This is a genomic window from Streptococcus sp. 27098_8_73, from assembly GCF_041432495.1.
Classification (GTDB): domain Bacteria; phylum Bacillota; class Bacilli; order Lactobacillales; family Streptococcaceae; genus Streptococcus.
The window spans coordinates 215,725-237,210 of record NZ_JAPVZT010000001.1 but is presented as its reverse complement, the minus strand read 5'-3'; the positions used below and the strand labels follow the sequence as shown (position 1 = coordinate 237,210).

Genomic DNA, 21,486 nt, shown 5'->3' with positions numbered 1-21,486 from the left:
AAACAGTCGATCTGCTCCTAAAAATAAATAGGGAAGCAATCTTGAAACGTTCGATGTTATCTATAATGTTTGGATAGTATGGAAATATAGATAGTTAGGGCTCACGTAGTCTAAAAAGGAGATTTGTTATGGCAAAAAAATATTTTCTTAGTTTTTTGACAGTTCTGGTTGGTTTGTCTCTGGCTTCTTGTGGCCTTATTAAAAATTATGGTAATCGGAAATCGTCTACTTCTAGTAGTACAACTAGTCAAGTTTCTCAAAAAGATAGCAGCAAATCTGCTAAGCCTAGTGACAAAGATGTTTCTACTACTACCAAAACCAAACGTATTGGCTCGGCTGACTATGGTTATATCGATATTCCAAGTAATTGGATTAAGTTCACCGACTTAGATGGTGGCGACAGCGTTCAGTTCACAGATGGCTCGGCTTATAATATCGTTACTATGAATGGCTATACTAGAGAAAAAGCTCATGTCCAAGATGGGGAAACTTTCAATGCTGAGTTAATTGCCCAGCGACTGGCCTATAGTTGGAATGATAATAAAGATGTAGAAAAAATGTGGGGAGCAAAATCCACTGTTTCTGGCAATGAAGCTTTCCAACTGAATGTAATTATGAAATCAGGGCAGTTAGTTGTTTCTTGGGTTTTCCAAAAAGACGACAAAGTATATTTGATCTCTTTTGAAGGCGACCGAAAAACTCTGGCTTCTGTCATCTCATATATAGAGGAAACATGGAGCCTTGACGAAAAAGGGCCAACTAACAATCTTTAAAACAAAGTAAATGAGAGTGGGACAGAAATCGGTAATTCGTTAGAATTCGATTTCGTCGTCTCACCTCCGCACAGTTGAGTAGGGCTGTAAAAGCTGATGAAATCAGCGTAGTAGAGCCCACTCAACCACTGCGTCTTGCTCGATAATCCAAAGACAATTGAGAGGCTAGGACTTTTGTCCCAGTCTCATTTTTTTGAGATTTATGATATAATGCTAACGAAAATTAACTGATTAGAAAGTAGTTTATGACTCAAGAAATCGACCTTGAAAAGTACCATCAGCTAGCCCTGCAGAAGCAGAAAGAGCATCGAAAATTTTTGGCTAGTCTCAAGAAAAAGCCACCAAAAAACCTCGATAAGATTGCCCAGCAGATCCATGATGAGGTCTTTGAGGAGATTGACTGTACAGCCTGCGCCAATTGCTGTAAGACTTTAGGACCAGATTTTAAAGAAGCCGACATTGTCCGCATTGCCAAGTATTTCAAGATGAAGCTGCCGGCTTTTGAAGAGGAGTTTCTGCAGGTGGACGAAGACGGTGACAAGGTTTTCAAGGCGATGCCTTGTCCTTTTTTAGGTGGAGACAATCTCTGCTCAATCTACGAGGTCCGTCCCAAGGCTTGCAGAGAATTTCCCCATACAGACCGAAAAAAGATTCATCAGATTAATCATCTGACAATTAAAAATACCCTGACCTGTCCAGCGGCCTATCTCTTTGTGGAGAAGCTGCGGGAGAGATTGTAGAAATCCCCTAAATCTTGTACAAAAATTCTAGGGCGGAAGTATCTGAGATCTGTTAGACTATAGTTAGAATTGAACACGGCCTAAAAGCTGTGTGAAAAAGATGAAATTTTCTCGGAGCAGGAGCCCCTCCGTCAATTTTCCTATTTTCACTTTGCTTTTAACGGCCTTAGTATCTTTTATGAGGTGAAAAAGAATATGATGAATCAATTCAATCGAACCATGGAATATCTGGAAAGCAAGTTGGACTCGGAAGTGGACTTTCAGAAATTCCAGCAGCTGTCGGGTTATTCTTATGCTCTCTTCAGCAGGCTCTTTTCTATTCTAGCAGATATGACTTTAGCGGAATACCTACGCAATCGCAGGCTGTCAGAAGCTGTGACGGATTTGCGGGAAAGCTCTGAGAAGGTTATTGATATAGCACTGAAATACGGCTATGAGTCTTCGGATGCCTTTAGTGCAGCCTTTAAGAAATTCCATGGTGCGACTCCCTCAGAAGTTCGAAATGGAAAACCTTATCGGGTCTTTCCTAGACTTCAATTATCCTTAAAGATTACAGGAGGAAAGAACATGGATATCAAGATTCAAAAGAAACCTGCTTTTACTGTGGCTGGCGTCCTATTGGAAGCTATTGACAATAGCCAGTGCCCATCTGCTTGGGAGCAGCTCTATGCAAATCACAGCTTTGAAAGCTTAGAAAGTATGGGCAGTGGCCAATCCTTTGGCCTCTGCTCTGATGTCAAAGAGGGTGAAATCATTAACTACATGGCGGCTTATGATGTGACGGATAAAGCGAAAGCAGAAGCCCTAGGCCTTTCTATCAAGGAAATCCCAGCAGCTGAATATGCCATCGTACCAGTCAAGGGGGCTATACCTGCCAGCATCCACCATGCTTGGAAATATGTTTTGGAAGTCTTCTTCCCAGAAACAGGTTATTGCCACTCAGGAGCACCAGACTTTGAAGTTTACACCGAGGGAGACATGTCCTCCCCAGATTATCAAATGGAACTCTGGATTCCAGTGGTGAAATAGATTAGAAATCAGCCGTTCATTTTTGAGCGGTTGATTTTTTGTGCATTGTGGTATAATGTCCACACTTTACTTAGCAGTCCTAATTTTATATATAGATTGAGTCTCAGATCGCTCTTTTAAATATCAGCAATACATATGACTTTGAATAACTCGCTTCAACTCATTGTTTTATGAGTAATTTAAAAAATATATTTTTCGATGATTGTTTCATGCCTAATTAGGTAAATTAGCCATTCTTCGCGCGGTCGTATTTATATTTTCATCGTTTGAGGGAAGATCTTACCGTTTGCAAATTGATGGTTAAGTCGATATATTCTTCCTTCTCAAATATTTTCTAAATCACTTAATCTTTTTAAAGATAAGAACCGCTTTCTAATTAATCAAAGACTACTTTAAATTTTTCAACTCTTGATAACATGAGAAAATCTCCGTAAAATGATTCAATTTATTATAGCAAAAATATACAATCTATAGAGTTAGGATTAAATGAAATTGACATTTGAAAGCGCTAAATGTATAATTTTTGTTAAACAAGAAAGAATGAGGTAACGATATGAATAAAACAGAATTACTGTTACAAAGACTAGATGAGATTGGTCAGTCTCTAAAAGATTCGAACCAAGCACTAGCTTTGCTGGCACTTGGTTCTTGCGGAGCAGAAAGAGAACGATTGGATCAGTACTCAGATTTAGACTTCTTTGTTATTGTAAAAGATGGCTACAAGCAGGCCTATATCCAGGACCTAACCTGGTTAAGTAAGCTAGAACCAATTGCATTTCACTACCAAAATACAGTGGACGGACATAAAGTTCTATTTGAAGATGATGTCTTTTGTGAATTTGCTATCTTTGAAGCTCATGAACTAGTAAACATTCCCTTCGCTGAAGGCAAGGTTATCTGGAAGGAGGTCGGTTTTGATGGAACAATCTGCCAGCCACAAAGATTGCCATCAAAAGAAAATAGAGACCGTGAATGGCTGTTGGGAGAAATTTTATGCAACCTATATATAGGACTAGGTCGCTATCAACGAGGGGAAAAATTGGCTGCTTATGATTTCATCCAAAACAGATCTGTCAAGCTCTGGACTGAACTAATCAATTTGGAAAAAACTTCTAAATCTAATTTTATAGATATTTTTAACAGCAACAGACGATTTGAAAAAGGTTATCCAAATGAAGCCAAACAATTACCCTACTTTTTGCAAGGTTACGAACGAATTTCTGAATCTGCTCAGGCACTCCTAGAATATCTTGATAAACACTATCCTCTTAACGCATTTATAAAAGAAAAAATTCGTAATTTATTATAAAAGAGACTTTCCAAAAAATAATCTAAATCTCAAAAGTTAGGTATCTTTGTCAACTATAATGGATTAATGAAATTTTAAAACCTGTAGAGGATAATTGATGTCCTCTCCTTTTTTATGTTCATAGTGAGAAAGATTCATTTCTTAAAGTTGCCAAAGTTATCAAATCCAAAGATATTGTATTTGATTGGTTTAATCAGAACCTAAAAAGCACCTCTAAGGTTACTTTTTTAGTTGAGCTTAGCGTTTACTTAAGCTATTGGACTGCTGGGTACAGTCTGGGTACAGTATGATATAATAAATCTACTACAATTACAGAAAGGATTTCAACCTTGTCATACAAATTTCTACTTTTCGACCTTGACCATACGCTGCTGGATTTTGATACGGCAGAAGACATTGCTCTGACTCATTTTTTGGAGAAGCAGGGCGTGACGGAGATCCAGACCTACAAAGACTATTATATTCCCATGAACAAGGGGCTTTGGAGGGATCTGGAGCAGGGGAAAATCACCAAGCCAGAGCTGGTCAATACGCGCTTTTCTCGTCTTTTTGCCCATTTTGGCATTGAGAAGGATGGATCCGAGTTGGCCCTTCTCTATCAGCAGCACATTGCTCAGCAAGGACAAACTTACGCTGGTGCTAGTGAGCTTTTGGACAGTCTGACAGCAGCTGATTATGAGATTTACGGAGCGACCAATGGTATCACGGCTATTCAGACCGGCCGTATGGCCAATTCCGACATTTCTCCTTATTTTAATCATATTTTCATTTCGGAGAAGATGGGGACTCAGAAGCCTGAAGCTTTGTTTTATAAAAAAATAGCAGAGCAGATACCAGATTTTGATCTGTCTCAGGCTTTGATGATTGGAGATTCCTTGACAGCAGATATTGCAGGCGCTAATAATGCAGGAATGGACTCTCTCTGGTACAATCCCAAGAAGCTGATTAACAATAGCAGTACGCAGCCGACTTATATGGTATCTTCCTATGAAGAAATTAAAAAATTACTACTTTGAAAAAATTTTTAAGTCTGTCAAGTTTTTTTCTTGACACCTCTTAAAAATCTGCTATAATAGAACATGTGCTAAATAGCTCAGCTATTTCACCGAAATAAAAAATAAGAAAAGAGAGAAATTTTAAAAATGGCAGTAAAAATCCGTTTGACTCGTATGGGTTCTAAGAAAAAACCTTTCTACCGTATCAACGTTGCAGACTCACGTTCACCACGTGATGGACGTTTCATCGAAACAGTTGGAACTTACAACCCACTTGTTGAAGAAAACCAAGTGACTTTGAAAGAAGATCGCGTTCTTGCATGGTTGGCTGATGGAGCTCAACCTTCAGATACAGTTCGCAATATCCTTTCAAAAGCTGGTGTTTTGAAGAAATTCCACGATTCAAAATACTCTAAATAATAGAAGTGCAGGTTGATATATGGACACGATTGAAAATCTCATTATTGCGATAGTGAAACCTTTGATTTCACAGCCAGATGCCTTAACTATCAAGATTGAAGATACACCTGAGTTTTTAGAGTATCATCTTGATCTTGATCCAAGCGATGTTGGACGTGTGATCGGTCGTAAAGGTCGTACTATCTCCGCTATAAGGACGATTGTTTACTCTGTCCCAACCGAGTACAAAAAAGTTCGCATCGTCATTGATGAGAAATAAGAAGCAGCGGGGCCATGTGTCCCGTTTTTCTATGGCCCTTAATGAAACAAGCCGTTAGGCGTAGTTGAATTTAGGGCCATTGATGCAGTTCGAGCTCTGCGAGAACCAAGTATCTCAGTTAAGACAAACGCAAATCTACACTCGAATTCAAATAAACTCGAAACGGGAGGACACATGAAGCCAGAAGATTATGCTTGGAATGCCCGTGAGCGCAAGTGTTATGAAAATGCTCAAGTGATTTTACCGAGCCCTTACAAGCTGAAAATTCTAGATGATGGTGAGAAGAGATTGGAATTGGAGCTTGTTTTGGAGGAACTTCCTCAGGGGCAACTGGCTCGATGGGCTATGAAAATGGCGTCAAGCTTTATACCGCTGATAGATACGGAAGATGAGTTTGAGAAGCAGAGGATTTTGACTCAGGTAAGAGAGGTTTTTCAGGATCGACTTGATGGGAGGGCGTCTGCCTATGAACTAAGAAAGGCTGGTTTCTTAGCTAACAAACTGTCTCAGCAAGCTCAATCACAAATCGGCAACTATGCTGCGCGTGTCTTTGCCCAAGCAGTCGCAACAGCCCATATGCGGGGATATGCTATTGTCGCAGCGGATTATGCCATCAAAGTCAGAAACTTGCAGAGTCCAGATGATTTGCGGCTGGCTGTCAAGGAAAGAAAAGGGCAGATAGAGCTGGCCTCTGCTTTTATTAGATCAGGAAAGGAAACTTTATGAAGCATTTATTTTCACGCTTGTCACCAGCGCAAAAGATTATCTTGTCTTTTCTTCTGGTGATATTCTGTGGCTCCTTGCTACTCAGTCTGCCTTGGGTGCAGACGGCAAGTTCCCAAGCGGGCTATCTGGATCATCTTTTTACAGCGGTCTCCATGGTCTGTGTGACAGGGCTTTTTACACGATCGGTTGTAGATACATACAATGTCTGGGGGCAGCTCCTTTGCATGCTGCTGATTCAGATTGGTGGTTTGGGAATCCTGACCTTTATCGGATTTTTCACCATGGAAAGTCGGAAAAAGCTCAGCCTCAAGGATCGCCGCATTCTGCGGGATAGTTTTAGTTATGGTCACAATCGTACCTTAGGTCAATTTGTCCGTTCGATTTTTATCACGACTTTTACTATCGAAGGACTGGGCGCTCTCCTTCTCATGATTCGCTTCATTCCTAAGTTTGGCCTGGGAAAAGGGATTTTTAATTCTATCTTTTTAGCTGTTTCTGCATTTTGTAATGCAGGATTTGATAATTTTGGCAATGATAGTCTACTAGGCTTGCAGACAGATGTTTTGGTCAATATCACCTTGGCTTTCCTCATCATTACTGGCGGACTTGGTTTTATGGTCTGGTTTGACTTGGCGACCAAATTAGGAGGAAAACAGAAGGGGCTGCACTTTCATACTAAGGTAGTCTTGCTACTGACTGCTGGTCTCCTCGTCTTTGGGACGGTCTCGAGTCTCTGGACGGAGTATAATAATCCTGGAACGATTGGCAATCTTTCCTTTGGCGATAAGCTACTGGTCAGCTTTTTCCAGACAGTCAGCATGAGGACAGCTGGTTTTGCTTCCATCGATTATACGGCTGCTCGTCCAGTAACCCTGTTTATCTATCTGCTCCAGATGTTTCTAGGAGGGGCTCCGGGTGGTACAGCGGGCGGTCTGAAAATTACGACCTTCTTAGTTCTTTTGCTTTTCGCTCGTAAGGAGATTTTGGGCTTGCCACATACTAATCTCGGTCGGAGAACACTGGCTCCTCAGCTGGTGCAGAAGGCTTTTGGTGTGACAGTGATTTTTCAGCTGACATTTCTGCTTGGTCTTTTGGCTCTTGGGCTAGTGACTGATAGCAGTCATCGGTTTATTTACCTGATATTTGAGACTGTTTCGGCACTGGCTACAGTTGGTGTGACGGCCAATATCACTACCAGCCTCAATACAGCTGGTATGGTTGTGATTATGTTGCTGATGTTTATTGGACGGGTGGGGCCGCTGACTCTTATGGTCAGTCTTAACCATTACCAACCGAAGAAGGCTGCAACCTTGCATTACAGCAAGGCGGACATTATGATTGGATAGGAGAAAAGAAATGGCAAATCAAACAGTTGGAATCCTCGGCTTGGGGATTTTTGGACAGAGTATCATTGAGGCCTTGATTTCTCAAGATGTAGAAATCATTGCGATTGATAATCACGAAGAGACAATCAATCAGTATGAAGACATGATTGCCGTTGGTGTGATCGGGGACATTACCGATATGGAGCTTTTGGAGGCAGCAGACGTTGGTTCCTGTGATACGGTCGTCGTAGCGACGGGAGAAAGTCTGGAATCCAGCGTCCTAGCGGTCATGCACTGCAAGGCTTTGGGCGTAAAAAATGTCATTGCCAAGGTCAAGGATGAAGTAACCCAGCAGGTATTGGAAAAGGTGGGAGCTGATTTGGTTATCCTGCCTGAAGTGGAGGCTGGTATTTCATTGGCTAAGACCATTCTCTTTAACCATTCGATTGAGGTTTTCCAGCTGGATGACGATGTAGTGGTGGCTGAGTTTGAGCTGCCTGCTAGCTGGGTCGGGAAAACAGTTCGTGATGTAGACGCTCGTAGGCTTTATCATCTCAATATCATCGGCTATCGTCTGACAAAAAATCAGCCTTTGGAAAGCCAGTTTACTCCAGACTTTGTCTGGCCAGAAGGAGTCAGCATTATGGCTGTGACTGATAACCAGCATTTGGACGATTTACGTGAAATAGTGAAGTAGCAGCTGGGAGTCCAATCGGGACCAACTGTCGGTAGTTCTTAGGAACTCGGCACCTTACCATCATTTCATAAAAAATAGATACATAAGAGCTCTTTTAGGGCTCTTTTTTGAAACCAGTTGTAAAATTTGTTATACTATCACTAGAAAAGGAGTGATTTTATGAGCTTAACCAGCCAGATCATTACAGCAGATTTTCCAGATTTGGATAAGGTAGAAGCCTTGAATAACGAAGCTTTCCCAGAAGAGGAAAGGATACCGCTCAGTGAGTTTTTACGATATGAGGATCAGGAAGATGCTAATTTTTTCGCCTTTTATCATGAAAAAGAGTTTGTAGGTTTTGCCTTTGCCATCTCCAACGCGCAAGCCTTTTATGTTAGTTTCTTTGCGATTATGCCCCACCTGCGCAGCCATGGCTATGGTGGTGAAATTATTGAAAAGCTGGTCAATTTCTATCAGCGAACCATGCTTTTAGAAATCGAGCGCCTTGATGAGCCCTGTGACAATCTTGAGCAGCGTCAAGCTCGCTGGGATTTCTATCAAAGCAAGGGCTTCCGCTCAGCCAATGCCTTTCTGGAATATGAGGATCTTAGCTTTGAAATCCTTTATCGAGGGGAGTCTTTTGATGAAGAAGCCTATCGGGACATTTTCCACCGACTTCAGGAGGAGAATTATTTCGACTTTGAAATCAAATATAGACGTTTCAGCGATTATTAAAATGAAGTTTTATAGTGGTCAAAGGCTATTTGGAGCAACAAAAGATTGCTTTGTTTTTACTAAAAGGAGGTTAGAATGAGACTCTGGCATCAAGCATTGATTCCCAAGCTTCCCCGTCCGCAACTGTTTGGGCAGCATCGGGAATGCTGCGCCCTTCGTGGTAATGGCTGGGGCAAGAAACATGCGACCGTTGACTATGTTTTTACTCACTCTCCTTACTTGCTTTACCGCTACCATGAGCTGATTATGGAGGAGATGAGCAAGCGAGGTTATCGTGTGTCCCCAGAGTGGCTGGAGCGGGACTATCGTGGCAAGACTTGTCCAGCCTATGTGCATCTGGAAGAAATGGCTGTGTCAAGCCCTATTTACCCCGAGCATGACGCGGCTTACTATGAGGAATGCCTGCAAAATCTCAGAGAAAAAGGTATTGACTTATAGGCTATTCCGCGGTCTGATCCAGCTGCCTGCCTTGAGAAAAAGCCAGCAAAATGATACAATAAAACGAATAGTAAAAAGATTAACTGGAGTAAAAATGAATTATTTTAATGTTGGTAAAATCGTCAATACCCAAGGTCTGCAAGGTGAGATGCGAGTTTTATCGGTGACAGATTTTGCGGAAGAGCGTTTTAAAAAAGGCAATAAACTGGCACTTTTCGATAAGAAGGATCAGTTTGTTATGAATGTGGAGATAGCCAGCCATCGCAAGGCCAAGAACTTTGATATCATCAAGTTCAAGGGCATGTATCATATCAATGACATCGAGAAATTTCGTGACTTTAGTCTGAAAGTAGCCGAAGAAGACTTGGCTGATTTGGAAGATGGTGAATTTTACTACCATGAAATTATCGGCCTTGAAGTCTATGAAAATGATGTTCTGCTAGGTACGATTAAGGAGATTCTCCAGCCAGGCGCCAATGATGTTTGGGTGGTCAAACGTAAAGGTAAGCGTGATTTGCTACTGCCTTACATTCCGCCGGTGGTGCTGGGAATTGACATCGAGCAAGGTCGGGTTGATGTAGAGATACCGGAAGGACTGGACGATGAAGATTGATATTTTGACCCTCTTTCCGGAGATGTTTGCGCCCTTGGAGCACTCGATTGTGGGCAAGGCGCGAGAAAAAGGTCTCTTGGAAATCAATTATCACAATTTCCGAGAAAATGCGGAAAAATCTCGGCATGTGGATGACGAGCCTTATGGTGGCGGTCAGGGCATGCTGCTGCGGGCTCAGCCTATTTTTGATGCCTATGATGCTATTGAAAAGAAGCAGCCGCGCGTGATTTTGCTGGATCCTGCCGGACGTACCTTCGATCAAGCTTATGCTGAGGAATTGGCCAAGGAAGAGGAACTCACCTTCATCTGCGGTCACTACGAAGGTTATGATGAGCGGATCAAGACCTTGGTGACGGACGAGATTTCGCTGGGTGACTATGTCCTGACCGGAGGAGAATTGGCGGCTATGACCATGATTGATGCGACAGTTCGCCTGATTCCAGAGGTTATTGGCAAGGAAGTCAGTCACACGGATGACAGCTTTTCATCTGGACTCTTGGAGTATCCTCAGTACACTCGTCCTTATGACTATCGGGGCATGGTCGTTCCAGAAGTGCTCATGAGTGGGCACCACGAGAATATCCGCAAGTGGCGTCTTTATGAAAGTCTGAAAAAAACCTATGAGCGCCGTCCAGACTTGCTGGAAAACTATGAATGTACAGCCGAAGAAGCCAAAATGTTGGAAGAAATTCGAGCCAATAGTAGGGCTAGTGAGAACTAGTCCTTTCTATAAAGGAGCAAAATCTATATATCGATTTCTCAAAGCCACGTTTGTGGCTTTTTTTTATTTGGATAAAGAGCTGGAAAATTTTTGAAAAAATTCAAACTTCCTTCTTGACAGAAAAAATAAAAAGGAGTATTATCTTAACTAGTTAATAAACCAGTTAACAAAAGAAACTATTTTTGAAAGCAATTCTTGGGAAAGAATGTTTTGAAAATAGTTCTTTCTTTGAATGATTGCTAAACTGGTTAAGGAGTTGGAATGAAAATCAAAAAAGTTTTGATGGCCTTAAGTCTAGTCTTCCTGGGGCTTGGCCTTGCTGCTTGTAGTAAAAAGGAAGCAAGCGGTGCTGCTAGCAAACGCGGGCTCAATATTGTCACGAGTTTTTACCCGATTTATTCGATGGTCAAAGAAGTCTCGGGAGACTTAAATGATGTTCGGATGATTCAGTCGGGTGCAGGGATTCATGAATTTGAGCCGTCAGCCAGCGATGTAGCGGCTATTTATGAAGCAGATGTCTTTGTGTATCATTCTCGGACTTTGGAGTCTTGGGCTGGTAGTCTGGATCCTAGTTTACAAAAGTCCAAAGTAGCGGTCGTAGAAGCCAGCAATGGGATGCAGTTGGACAAGGTGGCCGGTCTAGAAGAAGTGTCCGCTGAGGAAGGAATAGATGAAAAGACTCTCTATGATCCACATACTTGGCTAGATCCTGAAAAAGTAGCAGAAGAGGCGCAGCTCATTGCTCAAGAATTGTCCAAGCTAGATAGTAAAAATGCGGAAACCTATCAAAAAAATGCTCAAAAATTTGCAGAGAAGGCAAAGGCCCTGAGCAAAAAATATCAAGGAGTCTTTAGCGAGCTAGATGAAAAAACTTTCGTGACCCAGCATACAGCCTTTTCTTATCTAGCCAAGCGTTTCGGTCTTAAGCAACTGGGGATTTCAGGCATTTCGCCAGACCAAGAGCCTAGTCCAAGGCAGTTGACGGAGATACAAGATTTTATCAAGACCTATAAAGTCAAGACGATTTTTGTCGAGAGCAATGCTTCTTCTAAGTTGGCTGAAACCTTGAAGAAGGCGACAGGAGTCAACCTAAAGGTGCTAAATCCTCTGGAAGCAGATCCTAAAAATGATAAGACCTATCTTGAAAATTTAGAAGATAATTTAGAAATTTTAGCCAAAGAATTAAAACATTGAGGTGATGTATGAAAAAGAAATATATTATTAGTTCAGTTGCGGCACTAGCTACACTTGGTGTGTGCGGGTATGCGATCATGCAGTATCAAGCAGATAAGCCACAAGAACAAGCAACAAATCGAGTGGCTTATGTAGAAAAGAAATCTACAAATAAGCAGGACAATAAATCTCAAAAAGCCGAGAAATTGATACCTGAGCAGATTCAGGCCAAAGAAGGCGTTACTGCTGAACAGATCGTTGTCAAGATTACGGATCAAGGCTATGTGACTTCACATGGTGATCACTATCATTACTATAATGGCAAGGTTCCCTTTGATGCAATTCTGAGTGAAGAATTGATCATGCGGGATCCAAATTATCAATTGCAGGAATCAGATATTATCAACCAAGTGAAAGATGGCTATATTATCAAGGTTGCAGGCAAATATTATCTATATCTGACCAATGCCAAAGAAACCAGTAATGTTCGTTCAGTTGATGAAATCGCACGGCAAAGACAGATTCATCCTAGCAAGGAAGAAGGCGAAGGCGGTTCAGAAGCTAAATCGAGTCAAACTGTTAGCAGAAAAACACAAGACTTCAGTCGTCCAAGTGCCGCTTATGCTGCAGGAAAGAGAACCTATCAAGCAGAAGGCACTGCATCGAGTCGGAGCAATGGCGCCTATACAACAGATGACGGCTATGTTTTCAGTCCATCTGATGTGATTTCGGATACAGGAGATGGCTTCCTTGTGCCACATGGCGGTCATATGCATTATATTCCTAAAAGTGATCTGTCGCCAGGTGAGTTAGCAGCTGCCCAAGCCTACTGGGATTCCTTGCAGCGAGGCAAGCAAGCAGCTACTCCAGCTGAAAATCCTAATACAGGAGGAGAAGCTTCTGCTCCTATAGCTAAAGCATCAGAAAATCAACATGCAGGAACCGCGACTAAGCCAGCACATCAAGCTGACAAGGGACAGACTGCTAAGCCAGCTCAACCGTCCAAACCTGCCCAAGCAGACGCTGGGCACGGAGCCAAACCAGCTGAAAAAGCAGAAGATGGACCATCAAGTTATCAAACCTTACTTGAGAAACTCTACCATACACCAAAAGAAAAACGCTATGTTGAAAAAGATGGTCTTGTCTTTGATCCAAGCAAAATCGTTAGACGGACCGCAGAAGGAGTGGCCATTCCACATGGAAATCACTACCACTTTATCCCTTACAGCAAACTGTCTGCCCTAGAAGAAGAAATAGCTCGGAACATTCCTGTTGCTGGTCAGAAGACTTATCCTAAGGCTGCTGCAAGTACACCAAGCCAGCCTAGCCAACCAGAAAATCCAAGTCAGCCAGCCAAACCAGCTGATAAAGATGAGCATGACCATGGTTTCCATGCTGAACATGTCATCTCAAAAGATGAGGAAGGTTACGTTGTCCAACACGGCGGCCATGCACATTATTTCTTCAAAAAGGATTTGACCAAAGATCAGATTGCAGCTGCAGAAGCCAACCTGGCTAAGCACAAAGATTCAAGCCAATCCAGTCAAGTCAGCACAGAATATGACCGTTTTTCTCGTGACGCCAGTGACGAAGAGAAAATCGCTTATATTTCCAAGACTTATGGCGTACCGCGTGAAGCAATTAAGATTTCAAAAGGCTTCTTTGTCTTTAATAATCCAGATCAAGACTACGATCCGACACATATCCATCCATACGCTGTTCGAAAAGAGCACGTTCGGATTCCTCTAGAAACTGGAAATCCAGAGCTGGACTTCCTAAACGAGCTTTATACAACAGCTCTGCGTTCAGGTCTGTCTCCATACAGCATTCAGGTGGAAAATGGTCAGTTTGTCATTCCGCATGGCGATCACAACCACTACATCCGTGTCCAATCCAAAGGATTGAATCTAGGTTTGAAGAACAAAATCCCAGCCTTACAATCAGCTTATCAAGAAGGAGGCTATGATGAAAAGGCTGTTCTTGAAAAGGTAGATGCCCTCTTGGCAGCTAGCCGAACCATTTATGCTAAAGACTTGCTCATGCAGCGTCGAATCGAGCTAGCTCTCGGTAATTTTGTAGAAACCATGAAGCAATTGCCAAGCAACTCAACAGAGGGCTATCTGGCAAGCCTGGATCAATTTGATAAGCACTACATTCGTGTTGATGAAAAAGCGAAAACGGAAGAGCTGACCGAAGTTGATAAAAAATATCAAGAATTGGTTGACAAGATCAAACGTTTGGAAACGGATAGCTACAATGTGAATAAAACCAGCTTGCTCGGTGAATTGCAGACAGCTAAGGTAGAAAAAAATGAAGCTAAGATGGCTGAGATTGAGCAACTATTGGAAAGTCTGCAAGATTATCAAGACCGAACAGGAGTGACCTCCGTTGAGTATCTCAAAGCTTTCTATCTTGCGGTTGATGATGCTCGTTTGCAGCCAGAACTTCGTAAGAAAGTTGCTGATTTGACGCTCAAGCTTTATAAATCTCAGGCCTTTATCGAAGCGGTCGATCTGAAAGCTCTTTTCTTGGAACTCTATCAAACCAAGCTAGAAGTTGATAAGGCTCTGGCAAGTGGTGAGGCTGCTTCAGCCAAGGATAAAACGGTTCTGGATACCGAAAAGCTGGACGATCACAGTTATAAGACGGCTATCTATGGTTTCTTGAAAGAATTGTACGGAGAATTTGCACCACAGCCTACAGAGGAAATCTCAGAAGAAACTCTCCAAGCTCTCTTCCAAAAAGGTCAAGAACTTTTGGAAAAAGTAACGGATTCGACTCTGCAAGAAAATTATCAAAAGCAACTCGCAGCACTTGGAACTGATTTGCAAGAAGCCCGCAAAGATAGAGAAACAATCTTAGCAGAAACGAAAACGCTCTTGACTCAAATCGTTGAAACATTAAAAGAACAGCAGACATCTGCAGCGCTCAAGGATAAAGAGACCTATCTGAAAATTTACAATTTGCTGATGTCCGCCCACAAGATGCTTGAGGAACAACAGGGGACAGATGAGCAATTTGCTAAGGTAGATGCTCTATTGGATAAATTATCCGATCCGAGTGTGGATAAAGCAGCCTTGCTAGCCGAAGCAGAAGCGTTCTTTAATCAGCTTCAAGCAAACAAGCCAGCTCCGACTAAAGCTAAAACTGAGACGGAGGCCAGTCCAGTTGAGGAGACTAAAGAAGAAAAACCTAGCGAGGCTTCTAAAGAGACTGTGGAGGATCCAAGCTCACCAGCCACTCCTGAAGTAGAAAAATCAAATTCAGCAGCTCCTTCAGAAAAAGAGGCCGAAAGTCAAGTGACATCAGAAGCAAATAAGCAGTAAAGAAATTTTTTCTAAATAAATGGAAATGAGGAGCGGAAGAGGCGAAAAATGCTTTAAATCCGCTCTATTTCTATATTCTCAGGATGGAGCGTTCGATTTTTGTCATAAAATTGTAATAGAATTTCTATTTAAATGATATGGTTTTGACTGGTTTAACCAGTCATTTTATGTTAGTATTATAGCATAGGACTGATTGTAAAATGATACATGTGCTATTAGAAGGAGATGTCTATGGACAAGAAAATTGGTAAATCCGTTGTAGCAACTGGCATTGCAGCGACAACGATTATTTCTGGTGCGCTTAGCCATCAGGTCAAAGCGGATGAACTCGTTGAGTCAACGGCTACTAAACCAAAGGCAACAGCAGTTACCGAGAAACCAATTACGACAGCGGATGTAGCAGAAGCGAAGGAAAAAGCAGATGCTGCCAAGAAAAATGTAAATCAGCAACAAGAGCAAACTAAGAAAGCTGAAGCAGACTTTGAAGGAGCCAAAACTGCAGTTTCAGAGGCTCAAGAGAAAGTGGCTACAGCTACTGAGAATGAAAAAGCAGCAACTGAAGAAAACATTTCTCAAGCAGAGACCAGTGTTAAAAAAGCTGAAGAAGAAGTAACAGCAAAATCAGAAACTGTCAAAGAAGCAGAAACTGCAGTTCAGGAAGCAAGTCAAGCAGTTAAAGACCAAGAAAATACAATTGCTGGTCAACAATCATTGGTGGATGTGGCAGAATCTGAGTTAAACAAAGCCAAAGAACCAGTTCACGCGGAAACTGCGGCTGTAGAAACTGCTAAAAGTCAAGAAAATCAAGCTCAGACAGCTGTGGAGCATGCTAAAAATGAACTAGTAAAAGCGGAACAGGCAACAAGTGTTGCACCACAAAATCAAGCAGAAATTCAAAACAAAATCAATCAAACTCAGGCTAACTTAGAGCAGACCAAGCAATTGATTACTGCAACAAACACAGAGTTGGTGCATGAACAGAAAAATGCAAGTACGGGGTCAGTTGATTTTCGGAATACGACCTATTCGCAATTTTTAGAGAATCTTCGAGATAATTCGAATAACGAAGCTGTAAGAAATGCTGCAGCTGATGCTTTAGCCCTTTACAAGCGTGGTCAGAATGAATTCAAGATCACTGTCGGTTCAGATCCATCTAGCCCAGCTAGCTTGGAAAATAACTTGCAGGCTTTGGAATTGGTTAAGGCTATCAATGCCTACCGTCGTAATGCAGGACTGCCAGAACTTTTGGTGGATCCATATGCCAATGTTGCCAGTCAGATTCAGACCTTGTACTTTGAAAAGGCTAACTGGCACATGGGCAAACTGATTGGCAATGAAAACGTAGCTATTAGCTTTGATCCTCAAGGTGCGGTTAATTTCTGGCATAGTGAAAAAGCCTTGTATCAGAAGATTGCTGCTCAATACGGTCTGCCAACTGATGAAAGACAACTGGATGCTAATGCCATTTATATGAAAGTGGGTGCGGAAGTCTTTGCGCAAATCGGTCACTATGTCCAAATGATGGATAACAAGGCCAATGCTATTTCTGCTGCCTATGATACTCATCCAAATCAATGGGGCACTCCACACGGAACTTCAGAAGTCGGATTCCACAATGTTCGTAATTTCAACCAAAGAGTCAATAATGGTACACTGCTAACAGTTGAAGCGATGGAGAAACTTCTCCGTGGCGGCGGCAGTCGTGGGGCTGCTTCAAGTGCCAATGTGACAGCGTTGAAGAATCGTTTGGCAGAGTTACAAGCGCAGAAAGTTAGTCAAGAGTCTAGCCTGAATCTTTTAAATAATCAGCTGACAGATTTGTCTAATGAGCAGAAAAATCGTGTGGCTACTGTTATCAAAGCTAAGCAGAATCTTGAAGCTGCTGAGAATGGTCTAGCCCTGACTCAACAAAACTTGTCAGATAAAAAGGCTGCTTTGAGATCAGCGACAGCGAGAATCGCTTCTGCCCTCTCTCCATACCAAGCTAAATTGCAGAAAGCCCAAGCAACCTTGGAAGAGGCTAAAAACCAGCTTGCAGCCTTGAAGACGGCTGAAGAAAACAAGAATGCAGCCTTGGAAGCAGCTAAAGCTGAATTGGTCGCTGCTCAAAATCGTGTGGTGGCAGCTAAGAAGAAAGTTGTAGATCTGAAAACAGCTCCGCAGCAATTGGAAAAAGCTAAGCAAGATTTGGCAAGAGCAGAGGCTGACCTGAAAGCTAAACAGGCCCTCGCTGAGACCGAAAATAAAAAATTAGCTGATTTGCAAACAGCCTATAATGAGTTGCTAGCAAATTATAATTACTTGCAAAGTCTTCTTCCAAAAGAAGAGCGTCAAGCTCTAGAGCCAGTTGTTTCAACGACTTATCAGGCAAGTGGTGTTCATAGTGTTGCAGCAACAAGTGCAGCAAATCCAAGAACTTTGACTCCGAATGAAAATCCAATTTCTCAAGATGAGAAGGATGCGCAGGTTGAACCGACAGCAAACGTAGCTGCTCAAGATCAGCCTAAGACTGATAATAATACTAGTGCTACACCAACGCCAGCAGCTCCTAAAGCTTCAGCTAACAAAGCAATCGTCCTTCCTAATACAGGAACGGAAGCTGATCAATTAGCTTTCCTTGGAATGACTCTCGGTGCAGCTCTGCTCACGGGTGCAATCAACCATCGCCGCAGAAAAACTTTATAGTATATAATAGTGAAGTGAGTGTTACAGCTCGCTTCATTTTTTATTGGTGAATTAGTTTGATTGAAAAAATTGTGGAAGAAAATTTTTTGAGACTCAAATAATTCTTAATTTAGCTAGAAAACATTCCTTTTATCTGCTTTTCAGGGGATATCATGTTATAATAGCAGAGGATTTTATACAAAGAGAGGAACTTATGACTAAAAAAGCTATTCTAATGATGACCTTTGGATCGCCAGAGGGTTATACTTTTGAGGATATTGCAGAATTTTTCACGAATATCCGTCGTGGTGTGCGACCTACTGATCAGGAGATTCAGCACCTTCATGATAATTATCAGCGTATTGGTGGCAGCCCCCTGCAACGCATCACGCGGACAGAGGTTGAGCTGGTGAAGGAAGCTTTAAAAGGAGAGTATGCTGTCTATTTTGCTAATAAATTTTCTCGCCCCTTTATTCCAGATGTTATTAAGCAGATGGAGGATGACGGGATTGAGGAATGTATCTGCTTGATTTTAGAACCGCATTATTCTTTTTACTCTGTCATGGGGTATGAAAAATTTATTACGAGCCAGACAATTAAATTCCATATTATCAAAGAATGGTATCAGGCTGAGGATTTGCTTCGCTTTTGGGAGGAAGAAATCAGGAAAATCTTGCAAACGCAAGTCAAAGATGAAAGTTTTAAGGTCATCTTTTCAGCTCATAGTGTACCAGTTTTGGCGCTTGATTTTGAAGATCCATATATTGATCAGATTATTGAAAACTCACAGTTGATTGCACATCGGCTGGGTTTGGCTCCATCTGAATATACCAATACCTGGCAGAGCGAAAGCGATATTGGCTTGCCGTGGATCAAGCCAGATGTCCTAGAATATCTCCGAGATCAGACGACTCATCCACAACATTATATCTTTGTCCCAATTAGTTTCATCAGCGAACATATCGAGGTACTGTTCGATAATGACGTGGAGTGTCAGGAATTGTGCCAAGAACTCGGTGTGGCTTATCATCGCCCACCAATGCCTAACACAGACTCCCGTCTGATTGCTGCATTATTAGCAACTATTCGTCAGCATGAAACAGAAGAGCTTCGATACATGCACCCAGAAGAAACAACCTTTGACGAATTGGCTCCTTCAGAAGAAAGTAATCAAATCTTAAGTGAAACGGAAGAACTTCAGATGCCTGAATTTGTCAAAAAGTTGATAGAGAAAAAGGGCAGAGAAAATGTCAAAATGCCTTATTTCATAAAGAAAATGTTAGAAAAAAGGGCGCAAGAATCAAAGTAAGCCTAAGATCTACCAACCTAGAAATAAACATTTGCAACGAGGAATGATCATGAATTGTTAGGGAAGTGCATGTTCTAGGAAAATGAGAAGTTTCTATTGAAAAGATAGGATTTTGGAGAAATATGTCTACAAACAAGCTAATCCAATCCAAGCTGGAACTGTTGCCGACCAGTCCCGGCTGTTACATTCACAAGGATAAAAACGGTACTATTATCTATGTCGGAAAAGCCAAAAATCTGCGTAATCGGGTTCGCTCTTATTTCCGTGGCAGCCACGATACCAAGACGGAGGCCCTGGTTTCCGAGATTGAGGATTTTGAGTTTATTGTAACCGAGTCCAACATTGAGGCTTTGCTCCTAGAAATCAATCTAATCAAGGAAAATAAGCCCAAGTACAATATCATGCTCAAGGACGATAAGTCCTATCCTTTTATTAAGATTACCAACGAAGTCTATCCGCGTCTGATTATCACGCGCCAAGTCAAAAAGGATGGTGGTCTTTATTTTGGGCCTTATCCAGACGTCGGTGCAGCCAATGAAATCAAGCGCCTGCTCGATCGAATTTTCACTTTCAAAAAATGTACCAATCCACCTGCAAAAGTCTGCTTTTATTATCATTTGGGGCAATGCGAAGCCCATACGATTTGCAAGCGGGATAGCCAGTATTTCAAGAATATGGCTCAGGAAGTGTCGGATTTTCTCAAGGGACAGGACGATAAGATTATCGATGAGCTCCGTGATAAGATGAATAAAACAGCTACAGCTATGGAATTTGAGCGGGCAGCCGAATACCGTGATCTGATTCAGGCTATTGGAACCTTGCGTACCAAGCAGCGGGTCATGGCTAAAGATTTGCAGAATCGGGATGTTTTTGGTTACTATGTGGACAAGGGCTGGATGTGCGTCCAAGTCTTCTTTGTCCGCCAGGGCAAACTTATCGAGCGTGATGTCAATCTTTTCCCTTATTACAATGATCCCGACGAAGATTTCCTGACCTATATTGGCCAGTTTTACCAAGAAAAGTCCCACCTCAAGCCCAATGAAATTTTAATTCCAGCAAACATTGACGAAGAAGCTGTTCGGGCCGTTGTGGATACCAAAGTAGTCAAGCCTCAGCGAGGCGAAAAGAAACAGTTGGTCAATCTGGCTATTAAGAATGCTCGGGTCAGTCTCCAGCAGAAATTTGACCTTTTGGAGAAATCCGTTGAGAAAACGCAGGGCGCTATCGAAAATCTAGGGAAGCTCCTTAACATTCCGACGCCCGTTCGGATTGAGTCTTTCGATAACTCAAACATCATGGGGACCAGTCCCGTATCGGCTATGGTGGTCTTTGTCAATGGCAAGCCTAGCAAGAAGGACTATCGCAAATACAAGATCAAGACCGTGGTAGGGCCGGACGACTACGCCAGTATGCGAGAGGTTATCAAGCGCCGCTATAGTCGGGTCATTCGTGACGGGCTGACGCCACCAGATCTGATTGTCATTGACGGTGGGCAGGGTCAGGTCAATATTGCTAAAGAAGTTATCCAGAACCAGTTGGGGCTGGATATTCCCATCGCGGGACTGCAAAAAAATGACAAGCACCAAACCCATGAATTGCTCTTTGGCGATCCTCTGCAAGTCGTAGAACTGTCCCGTAATTCTCAGGAATTTTTCCTCCTCCAACGCATCCAAGATGAGGTCCACCGTTTTGCCATTACCTTCCACCGTCAGCTTCGGTCTAAGAATTCCTTCTCATCGCAGCTAGATGGCATTGAAGGCTTGGGGCCAAAACGCAAGCAAAATCTCATGAAGCATTTCAAATCACTGACCAAGATTAAAGAAGCTAGTGTCGATGAAATCGTCGAAGTGGGCGTACCGCGAGCGGTGGCAGAAGCTGTGCAGGCAAAACTCAATCAAACAGAGCCATCCCGACCTTTGTTAGAAGTGGCGGAGCCTTTGGTAGGGTTGGATAGTTAATATATAAAGCAAGACCGTGTAAACGGTCTTTTGTGGCATAATTGGAAAGAAGTGAACCAAAATGGAGAGTCAATTATGATTTCTATAGAAAAGTCAAATCAGTCTGAAGTTGAAAAAATTTGCTTTCCTGCGTAAAGATTTTACAAATAAGAATGTAATGATGACACAATTTGAAGATAAATTTATGGATGTTCAGGCTAGTATGATTTCATTAGCATTGGAATAGAAAATAAGGATGCACAACTTCATGAAAAACCTCTGCAAGCTCTTTCAATTTGTGGTAAAATAAGAGTAACA

General features: G+C 42.1%; 19 protein-coding genes. All 19 read left to right on the top strand.

What is annotated here, in order from left to right; genetic code table 11:
* Positions 1-128 precede the first annotated feature (128 nt).
* The 19 genes from O3651_RS01245 to uvrC all read left to right on the top strand — a co-directional run bounded on the left by O3651_RS01245 (position 129) and on the right by uvrC (position 21,189).
* Complete coding sequence (locus O3651_RS01245; protein ID WP_371609294.1) at positions 129-773, top strand: hypothetical protein; 645 nt, start codon at positions 129-131, stop codon at positions 771-773.
* 245 nt (positions 774-1,018) lie between these two features.
* Positions 1,019-1,513, top strand: a complete 495-nt coding sequence (locus O3651_RS01240) for a YkgJ family cysteine cluster protein (RefSeq protein ID WP_371609293.1) — start codon at positions 1,019-1,021, stop codon at positions 1,511-1,513.
* 195 nt (positions 1,514-1,708) lie between these two features.
* A complete protein-coding gene (locus O3651_RS01235; RefSeq protein WP_371609292.1) occupies positions 1,709-2,542 on the top strand; it encodes a GyrI-like domain-containing protein in 834 nt (277 codons plus the stop codon).
* 553 nt (positions 2,543-3,095) lie between these two features.
* Positions 3,096-3,851, top strand: coding sequence for a hypothetical protein (locus O3651_RS01230; RefSeq protein ID WP_371609291.1), 756 nt, complete (start codon positions 3,096-3,098; stop codon positions 3,849-3,851).
* A 329-nt stretch (positions 3,852-4,180) separates the two neighbouring features.
* A complete protein-coding gene (locus O3651_RS01225) occupies positions 4,181-4,867 on the top strand; it encodes a YjjG family noncanonical pyrimidine nucleotidase (RefSeq protein ID WP_371609290.1) in 687 nt (228 codons plus the stop codon).
* Between the two features lie 126 nt (positions 4,868-4,993).
* Positions 4,994-5,266, top strand: a complete 273-nt coding sequence (gene rpsP / locus O3651_RS01220; RefSeq protein ID WP_005590447.1) for a 30S ribosomal protein S16 — start codon at positions 4,994-4,996, stop codon at positions 5,264-5,266.
* A gap of 19 nt (positions 5,267-5,285) precedes the next feature.
* On the top strand, positions 5,286-5,525 hold the full coding sequence (gene kphA / locus O3651_RS01215; protein ID WP_005590445.1) for an RNA-binding protein KphA: 240 nt from the start codon (positions 5,286-5,288) through the stop codon (positions 5,523-5,525).
* 174 nt (positions 5,526-5,699) lie between these two features.
* Positions 5,700-6,251 carry a putative immunity protein gene (locus O3651_RS01210; RefSeq protein ID WP_371609289.1) on the top strand — a complete coding sequence of 184 codons (552 nt, stop codon included), beginning with the start codon at positions 5,700-5,702 and terminating at the stop codon, positions 6,249-6,251.
* Positions 6,248-7,597, top strand: a complete 1,350-nt coding sequence (locus O3651_RS01205) for a TrkH family potassium uptake protein (protein ID WP_371609288.1) — start codon at positions 6,248-6,250, stop codon at positions 7,595-7,597. Before O3651_RS01210 ends, O3651_RS01205 begins: the two co-directional genes overlap by 4 nt.
* Positions 7,598-7,607: 10 nt before the next feature.
* Positions 7,608-8,273, top strand: coding sequence for a TrkA family potassium uptake protein (locus tag O3651_RS01200; RefSeq protein WP_371609287.1), 666 nt, complete (start codon positions 7,608-7,610; stop codon positions 8,271-8,273).
* Between the two features lie 159 nt (positions 8,274-8,432).
* Positions 8,433-8,987: a GNAT family N-acetyltransferase gene (locus O3651_RS01195; RefSeq protein ID WP_371609286.1), complete on the top strand. Its 555-nt coding sequence runs from the start codon at positions 8,433-8,435 to the stop codon at positions 8,985-8,987.
* Positions 8,988-9,062: 75 nt separating this feature from the next.
* The gene (locus O3651_RS01190) at positions 9,063-9,425 is read left to right on the top strand and encodes a TIGR02328 family protein (RefSeq protein ID WP_371609285.1); all 363 of its coding nucleotides are present in this window, start codon (positions 9,063-9,065) and stop codon (positions 9,423-9,425) included.
* A gap of 94 nt (positions 9,426-9,519) precedes the next feature.
* Positions 9,520-10,038, top strand: a complete 519-nt coding sequence (gene rimM, locus O3651_RS01185; protein WP_371609284.1) for a ribosome maturation factor RimM — start codon at positions 9,520-9,522, stop codon at positions 10,036-10,038.
* Positions 10,028-10,759 carry a tRNA (guanosine(37)-N1)-methyltransferase TrmD gene (trmD, locus tag O3651_RS01180; RefSeq protein WP_371609283.1) on the top strand — a complete coding sequence of 244 codons (732 nt, stop codon included), beginning with the start codon at positions 10,028-10,030 and terminating at the stop codon, positions 10,757-10,759. Before rimM ends, trmD begins: the two co-directional genes overlap by 11 nt.
* A gap of 261 nt (positions 10,760-11,020) precedes the next feature.
* Positions 11,021-11,953, top strand: coding sequence for a metal ABC transporter solute-binding protein, Zn/Mn family (locus O3651_RS01175; protein ID WP_371609282.1), 933 nt, complete (start codon positions 11,021-11,023; stop codon positions 11,951-11,953).
* Between the two features lie 8 nt (positions 11,954-11,961).
* Positions 11,962-15,258: a pneumococcal-type histidine triad protein gene (locus O3651_RS01170; protein WP_371609281.1), complete on the top strand. Its 3,297-nt coding sequence runs from the start codon at positions 11,962-11,964 to the stop codon at positions 15,256-15,258.
* A gap of 231 nt (positions 15,259-15,489) precedes the next feature.
* Positions 15,490-17,943 (top strand): CAP domain-containing protein, encoded by a 2,454-nt coding sequence (locus tag O3651_RS01165; protein ID WP_371609280.1) that lies wholly within the window; start codon positions 15,490-15,492, stop codon positions 17,941-17,943.
* 193 nt (positions 17,944-18,136) lie between these two features.
* Positions 18,137-19,231: a ferrochelatase gene (gene hemH / locus O3651_RS01160; protein ID WP_371609279.1), complete on the top strand. Its 1,095-nt coding sequence runs from the start codon at positions 18,137-18,139 to the stop codon at positions 19,229-19,231.
* Between the two features lie 122 nt (positions 19,232-19,353).
* Complete coding sequence (gene uvrC / locus O3651_RS01155; RefSeq protein ID WP_371609278.1) at positions 19,354-21,189, top strand: excinuclease ABC subunit UvrC; 1,836 nt, start codon at positions 19,354-19,356, stop codon at positions 21,187-21,189.
* The last annotated feature ends 297 nt before the right edge of the window (positions 21,190-21,486 follow it).